The 5,695-nt window shown below is 68.3% G+C and carries 7 protein-coding genes; 4 read left to right on the top strand and 3 right to left on the bottom strand.

The window, feature by feature from the left end:
* Together sufB and V6M46_RS01910 are read right to left on the bottom strand one after the other, a co-directional pair.
* Positions 1-1,106 (bottom strand): Fe-S cluster assembly protein SufB (gene sufB, locus V6M46_RS01905; protein ID WP_332662038.1); only part of this gene is annotated, 1,106 nt, incomplete at its 3' end.
* The gene (locus V6M46_RS01910; protein ID WP_332662040.1) at positions 1,103-1,789 is read right to left on the bottom strand and encodes a helix-turn-helix transcriptional regulator; all 687 of its coding nucleotides are present in this window, start codon (positions 1,787-1,789) and stop codon (positions 1,103-1,105) included. The genes sufB and V6M46_RS01910, both read right to left, overlap by 4 nt.
* Before the next feature lie 83 nt (positions 1,790-1,872).
* Here V6M46_RS01910 and V6M46_RS01915 point away from each other — a divergent pair, with 83 nt between their 5' ends.
* The gene (locus V6M46_RS01915; protein WP_332662041.1) at positions 1,873-2,358 is read left to right on the top strand and encodes a YbaK/EbsC family protein; all 486 of its coding nucleotides are present in this window, start codon (positions 1,873-1,875) and stop codon (positions 2,356-2,358) included.
* 37 nt (positions 2,359-2,395) lie between these two features.
* On the opposite strand, the gene V6M46_RS01920 is transcribed toward V6M46_RS01915, so the two are convergent.
* Positions 2,396-3,718 carry a DUF2786 domain-containing protein gene (locus tag V6M46_RS01920; RefSeq protein WP_332662043.1) on the bottom strand — a complete coding sequence of 441 codons (1,323 nt, stop codon included), beginning with the start codon at positions 3,716-3,718 and terminating at the stop codon, positions 2,396-2,398.
* A 154-nt stretch (positions 3,719-3,872) separates the two neighbouring features.
* Here V6M46_RS01920 and V6M46_RS01925 point away from each other — a divergent pair, with 154 nt between their 5' ends.
* The 3 genes from V6M46_RS01925 to V6M46_RS01935 all read left to right on the top strand — a co-directional run.
* Positions 3,873-4,928, top strand: a complete 1,056-nt coding sequence (locus tag V6M46_RS01925) for a DNA polymerase domain-containing protein (protein WP_332662044.1) — start codon at positions 3,873-3,875, stop codon at positions 4,926-4,928.
* Positions 4,925-5,269, top strand: a complete 345-nt coding sequence (locus V6M46_RS01930) for a hypothetical protein (protein WP_332662045.1) — start codon at positions 4,925-4,927, stop codon at positions 5,267-5,269. The genes V6M46_RS01925 and V6M46_RS01930 overlap by 4 nt, the downstream gene beginning before the upstream one ends.
* A gap of 87 nt (positions 5,270-5,356) precedes the next feature.
* Positions 5,357-5,695 (top strand): GTP pyrophosphokinase (locus tag V6M46_RS01935; RefSeq protein ID WP_442880430.1); only part of this gene is annotated, 339 nt, incomplete at its 3' end.

Here is a 5,695-nt window from a genome sequence, read left to right on the forward strand (position 1 = left end):
CGTCCACCGCCACGGGCGACCGACTTGCTCAGGATCGAGCTCGACGTGTTGGGCGCGGCGTGGACCATCTTGGCGCCGGCGTCCTGGTGCTGGCCCTCGCCGGCGAAGGCGATCGACAGCGTCTCGCCACGCGCGTGCTCGCCCATGAGGTAGACCGCGGGGTACTTCATCGTGACCTTGGAGCCGATGTTGCCGTCGACCCACTCCATCGTGGCGCCCTCTTCGCAGACGGCGCGCTTGGTCACCAGGTTGTAGACGTTGTTGGACCAGTTCTGGATCGTCGTGTAGCGGACGCGGGCGCCCTTCTTGACGATGATCTCGACGACCGCGGAGTGCAGCGAGTCGCTGGAGTAGATCGGCGCCGTGCAGCCCTCGACGTAGTGAACGTAGGAGCCCTCGTCGGCGATGATCAGCGTGCGCTCGAACTGGCCCATGTTCTCGGTGTTGATGCGGAAGTAGGCCTGCAGCGGGATGTCGACGTGGACGCCCTTGGGCACGTAGATGAACGAGCCGCCGGACCAGACCGCGGAGTTGAGCGCGGAGAACTTGTTGTCGCCGACCGGGATGATCGTCGCGAAGTACTCCTTGAACAGCTCCGGGTGCTCCTTGAGCGCCGTGTCGGTGTCGAGGAACAGGACGCCCTGCTCCTCGAGGTCCTCACGGATCGAGTGGTAGACGACCTCGGACTCGTACTGGGCGGCGACGCCGGACACGAGGCGCTGCTTCTCGGCCTCGGGGATGCCCAGGCGGTCGTACGTGTTCTTGATGTCCTCGGGCAGGTCGTCCCAGGTGGCGGCCTGCTTCTCAGTGGACCGCACGAAGTACTTGATGTTGTCGAAGTCGATGCCATCGAGGTCGGCGCCCCAGGTCGGCATGGGCTTGCGGCCGAACAGCTTGAGACCCTTGAGGCGCAGGTCGAGCATCCACTGCGGCTCGGACTTGAGCGCGGAGATGTTGCGCACGACGTCTTCGCTCAGGCCGCGCTTCGACGTCGCGCCGGCGTCGTTCTTGTCGGACCAGCCGAACTCGTAGCGGCCGACATCCTTGAGGCCCGGGTTGGCCTGTTCGATGGCATTGGGTGCGTTGGTCTCTGACGTGGTCGTCATGAGGGCAACCTCTCTGCTGTTGTGGTCTTGGGCAGGTGGGTCGTGCAGACACCGTCGCCATGGGCGATCGTGGCGAGCCGCTGCACATGGGTGCCGAGGAGACGCGCGAACATCTCGGTCTCGGCCTCGCACATCTGGGGGAACTCCTCGGCCACGTGGGCGACCGGGCAGTGGTGCTGGCACATCTGCGTGCCGGCGGGGGTGGAGCCGACGGACGCGGCGTAGCCGTCCGCGCTGAGCGCCTCGGCGAGCACCTTCGGGCGCTCGTCGGGCTCGGCCATCGCCAGGAGCGGGCGGTAGCGGTCCTCGAGATCCGTCAGCCGGTGGCGGGCGAACTGCATGACGGCGTCGTCTCCCCCGGTCTCGGCGAGGTAGCGCAGCGCTCCGGCGGCCAGCACGTCGTACTGGTGGGCGAAGTGGTCGCGGCCGGAGTCCGTGATGACGAAGACCTTGGCGGGACGGCCACGTCCACGGTGGCCGGTGATCCGCTGGTCGCGCGCCTCGAGGACGCCGTCGGCCAGGAGCTGGTCGAGGTGACGGCGTACGGCGGCCGGCGTCAGGTGCAGCTGGACCGCGAGGTCAGCCGCGGTCGACGGGCCGTTCTGGAGGATCGTGGTGGCGACACGCTCACGGGTCGGAGCGTCGTCAACCAACGACGCGTCGTCCGAACCGGTGTATTTCACAAGACAAGTGTGCCTTTATTCACCAAGCCGATACAACGAAGGTGAACCTAACCCGTAGCCGCGACTCCGATACGTTGCGTGATATGAGTGAACATCCCTCGATCTCCCGCTTCCGCGCGGAGCTGACGAGTCGCGGCGGCGTCGGCCGGATCGTCGTCCTCCCCGATTCGGTGCACACTGCAGCGCTGGCCGCCGAAGCGCTCGGCTGCGAGGTCGGCGCGATCGCCAACAGCCTGCTCTTCGCCGCGACGACCGCGGCCGGCGAGGCGGAGCCGGTGCTGGTCCTGACCTCCGGGGCGCACCGGGTCGACACCGCGAAGGTCGCGGCCTCGATCGACGTGATCGCCCTCAAGCGTGCCGAGCCGGAGTTCGTACGGGCGCACACCGGACAGGTCATCGGCGGCGTGTCCCCCATCGCTCACCCGCAGCCGATCCCGACGTTCCTCGACCCGGCGCTCAGGGCGTACGACGAGATCTGGGCGGCTGCCGGGCATCCCGCCGCGGTGTTCTCGACGACGTACGACGAGCTGCTGGCGATGACCGGGGCCCGGGAGATCGACGTCAACTGACGTTCAGGGGCTGCTTGCGGCGATCGCCGTCACACCGTCAATCCCCGATGGCCCCGGATGGGAGCACCGCGGCGTCGGCGGCCTGCGTGCCCGCGTCCCACCCGCGGGCGTCGAACATCGCGCGGCGAGATCCGGTCGTGACATGCGGGAAGAGCCGTTCGAACTCGGTGTCGATGGCGTCGGCCTGGCGCTGGAAGACCGGGACCAGATCGGCGCTGTAGGTTGCCCTCGCCTCGGCGGACGAGGCGGCGAGCCGCTCCCCGATCCGGGTGGCGTAGGCACTGAGGAATGCCTTGCGGAACGAGGCCGATCGCTCACCGGCGCTGGGCCTGGCCCGCTGCCCCGCTTGCGTCATCGCCCTCGTGGCCTGCACCAGGGTCGAGGTGAACAGCATCTCGACCTGTTCGAGATCGGTGGGCACCCCCAGGAGGGTCATGGACGAGGCGAAGTCGTTCCAGACGGCCCGAGTCCGGTTGGCTCGTGCGACCACATCGAGCAGGTGGGCCTTCTCCAGCGCATAGGGATGGTCGATCAGCACCCGGATGCCCTGCACGTCGACAGACTCCCCCGCCTCGTCGGCCAGCAGCGCCTCGTCGATCGCATGCCGGGTCATGATGTCCTGCGCCTTGGCGGTGAACATCTCGGCCTCGGGAGCGAACTCGGTCGACTCCGCCTTGGCCAGGAGGGCGCGGACGCGTGCGATCGTCTTGGCGTGCCCCTCACTCGTGGGCGCTGACTTCGGCGGCCGAGCGCGTCCCCACTGGGATGGCGGCGGGGTCAGCAGCTGGGAGCGCGGCAGGTCGTGCAGGAAGCCGAGCGCAACCAGGGCGAGGACCCAGTCAGCTTCTGAGGCACGACCGCCGGGACTCAGCAGATCGGCTGACCCGCCTGCGTGGTCGTGGCGGGACGCCAGCAGGCGGAGCTGGATCCCCCAGGCCGCAGGCGCGTGCTCCGCCGCATGGGACCGGTCGGCCTCGATGAGGACCGCCCGGGAGACCCAAGCTGCGACTGACGCGGACGTACGACGCCGGACGGCGTGCACCAGGTCCTCGGGCTGCCAGCCGTACTCCCACGACTGGGCGATGCGCGACAAGACTTCGTCGACCACCAGGCGCGCCGGATCGAGCTGCGGCATGTCGGCAACGGCCCCCAGCGTGTTGAGCTGTCTGATGCGAGGGGCGGCGGCCCTCGGCGACGCGACAGCGTACCGAGTGGCCATCGCGATCAGCTCGATCAGCTCAGCCTGGGTGACCGGCGCGCCGAATGGCGTGCCGGTGCGGTCTGTCGAGCGGGTCGTGTGCCGCGTGGCGCCCTGCGCCCGTCGACGGGCCTCGCGACGCTTTCGGCTGTTCGTTCCCATTCACCCATCCTTGCCACTCGGCCGTCGCATGGCGGTCCCCCATGGGAGAGGTGTGCACATCGGACCGTATCGAACCGATCTGTGGACAGCGGCGGCCGCCGCTCGTCCGAGCGTCGAGCCTGGAACGGGTGGCACCCGCCCCTAGAGTGAGTTCATGGCGAGCGATGCGGTCGAGATCGAGGCCGGCGGGCGTACGGTCCGCGTCTCGAGTCCGACCCGGGTGATCTACGAGGCGACCGGCTTCTCACCCGAGGTGTCCAAGCTGATGGTCGCCGAGTACTACGTCTCGGTCGAGGACGGCCTCATGCGCGCCCTCCGCAACCGACCCGTCGCGCTGGAGCGGTGGCCCAAGGGCGTACGCGAGGGCATGGTCATGTCGACGCGGGCTGACAGCCACGGCGACGCGTTCTACCAGAAGCGGATGATGCGCGGCGCGCCTCCGTACGTCGAGAGCACCCGCATCCTGTTCCCGTCCGGCCGTGTCGCCGACGAGATCTGCATGACCGAGATCGCCACGGCTGCCTGGGCCGCCCACATGGGTGCCATCACGTTCCACCCCTGGCCCACCCGTCGCGACGACAACGACCGCCCCGACGAGCTGCGCATCGACCTCGACCCGTTCGGCGACGCGACCTTCGCCGACGCCGTACGCATCGCGGGCGTGGGGCGGGAGCTGTTCGACGAGCTCGGCATCCGGGCGTTCCCCAAGACCAGCGGCAAGCGCGGCATCCACGTCTACGTACGCATCGAGCCGAAGTGGACGTTCACGGACGTCCGCCACGCGGCGATCGCGTTCGCCCGCGAGCTCGAGCGGCGTACGCACGGGGTCACGACCGCGTGGTGGAAGGAGGAGCGCGAGAACAACGTCTTCGTGGACTTCAACCAGAACTGTCGCGACCGGACGATCGCCTCGGCCTACAGCCTGCGGCCCGCTCCGGGCGCCACGGTCTCGACGCCGGTGACGTGGGACGAGCTGGCGACGCTCGACGACCCTCGCGTGTTCACGCTGCACACCGTGCCCGATCGCCTCGCCTCGCAGGGTGACGCCTGGGCCGAGATCGACGAGGTGCACCACTCGCTCCGCCCGCTGCTCGACCTGTGGGACGCCGATCCCGTCGAGATGCCATATCCCCCGGAATATCCGAAAATGCCGGGAGAGCCCAAGCGCGTCCAGCCGAGCAAGGCCAAGAAGGTCGTCGAGGAAGCATGATCACCCAGCACGTCGTGTCGTACGGGGGTGACATCACCCTGACCCGGCTGCCGGCGGGGCGAGCGGACGGTTTCGTCTGGCTGTTCTTCGTCGCACGCGGCATCGAGCAGATCCCCGGATCCGGCGAGGGATGGCGGATCCGCGAACACATCAAGCTCACCTGGCTCGACGGCTCCGCGGCCGATGTCGCGTTCGAGGGACGGACCGGCGAGGATTCGTCGCCCCTCTTCGACGTGACCGTCCGCGATGCCGGCTACAACACGTTGACCATCAGGTACATCGAGGACGGCCGGATCATCAGCACCGAGAACGTGGCTCTCCCGGTGCCGCCGGCTGCTTGATCCCTGCACCGGGGACCTACGAGACACCGTGCGGCATTCATGGCCCCCTCACAGGTGCCCCACGGCTCATCTGCCTACAGTGGGCTCGTGGACCCGACGCCGACGCGGATGGACCTCGGACGACTCATCGAGCGGGCCGACGGTGACTTCGCCTCCCAGGACGCGCAGCAGCTCCGTCAGGACTTCACCCGCTTCATGATGCGCTACAAGTTCGGCATGGAGGAGATCGTCACCAAGCTGACGATCCTGCGCGACGAGTTCGCCCACCTGCACGACACCAACCCGATCGAGCACGTGTCGTCGCGGCTCAAGAACCCCGAGTCGATCGTCGAGAAGATGGGCCGCAAGAAGTGCGAGCCGACGTTCGAGTCGATCGCCGAGCGGATCACCGACATCGCCGGCGTACGCGTGACGTGCAGCTTCGTG

The organism is Aeromicrobium sp. (assembly GCF_036676885.1).
GTDB lineage: Bacteria > Actinomycetota > Actinomycetes > Propionibacteriales > Nocardioidaceae > Aeromicrobium.

Excerpts from the sequence above, each read along its gene's own strand:
- V6M46_RS01915 (WP_332662041.1), top strand. The coding sequence starts at position 1,873 with ATGAGTGAACATCCCTCGATCTCCCGCTTCCGCGCGGAGCTGACGAGT.
- V6M46_RS01920 (WP_332662043.1), bottom strand. The coding sequence starts at position 3,718 with ATGGGAACGAACAGCCGAAAGCGTCGCGAGGCCCGTCGACGGGCGCAG.
- V6M46_RS01925 (WP_332662044.1), top strand. The coding sequence starts at position 3,873 with ATGGCGAGCGATGCGGTCGAGATCGAGGCCGGCGGGCGTACGGTCCGC.
- V6M46_RS01930 (WP_332662045.1), top strand. The coding sequence starts at position 4,925 with ATGATCACCCAGCACGTCGTGTCGTACGGGGGTGACATCACCCTGACC.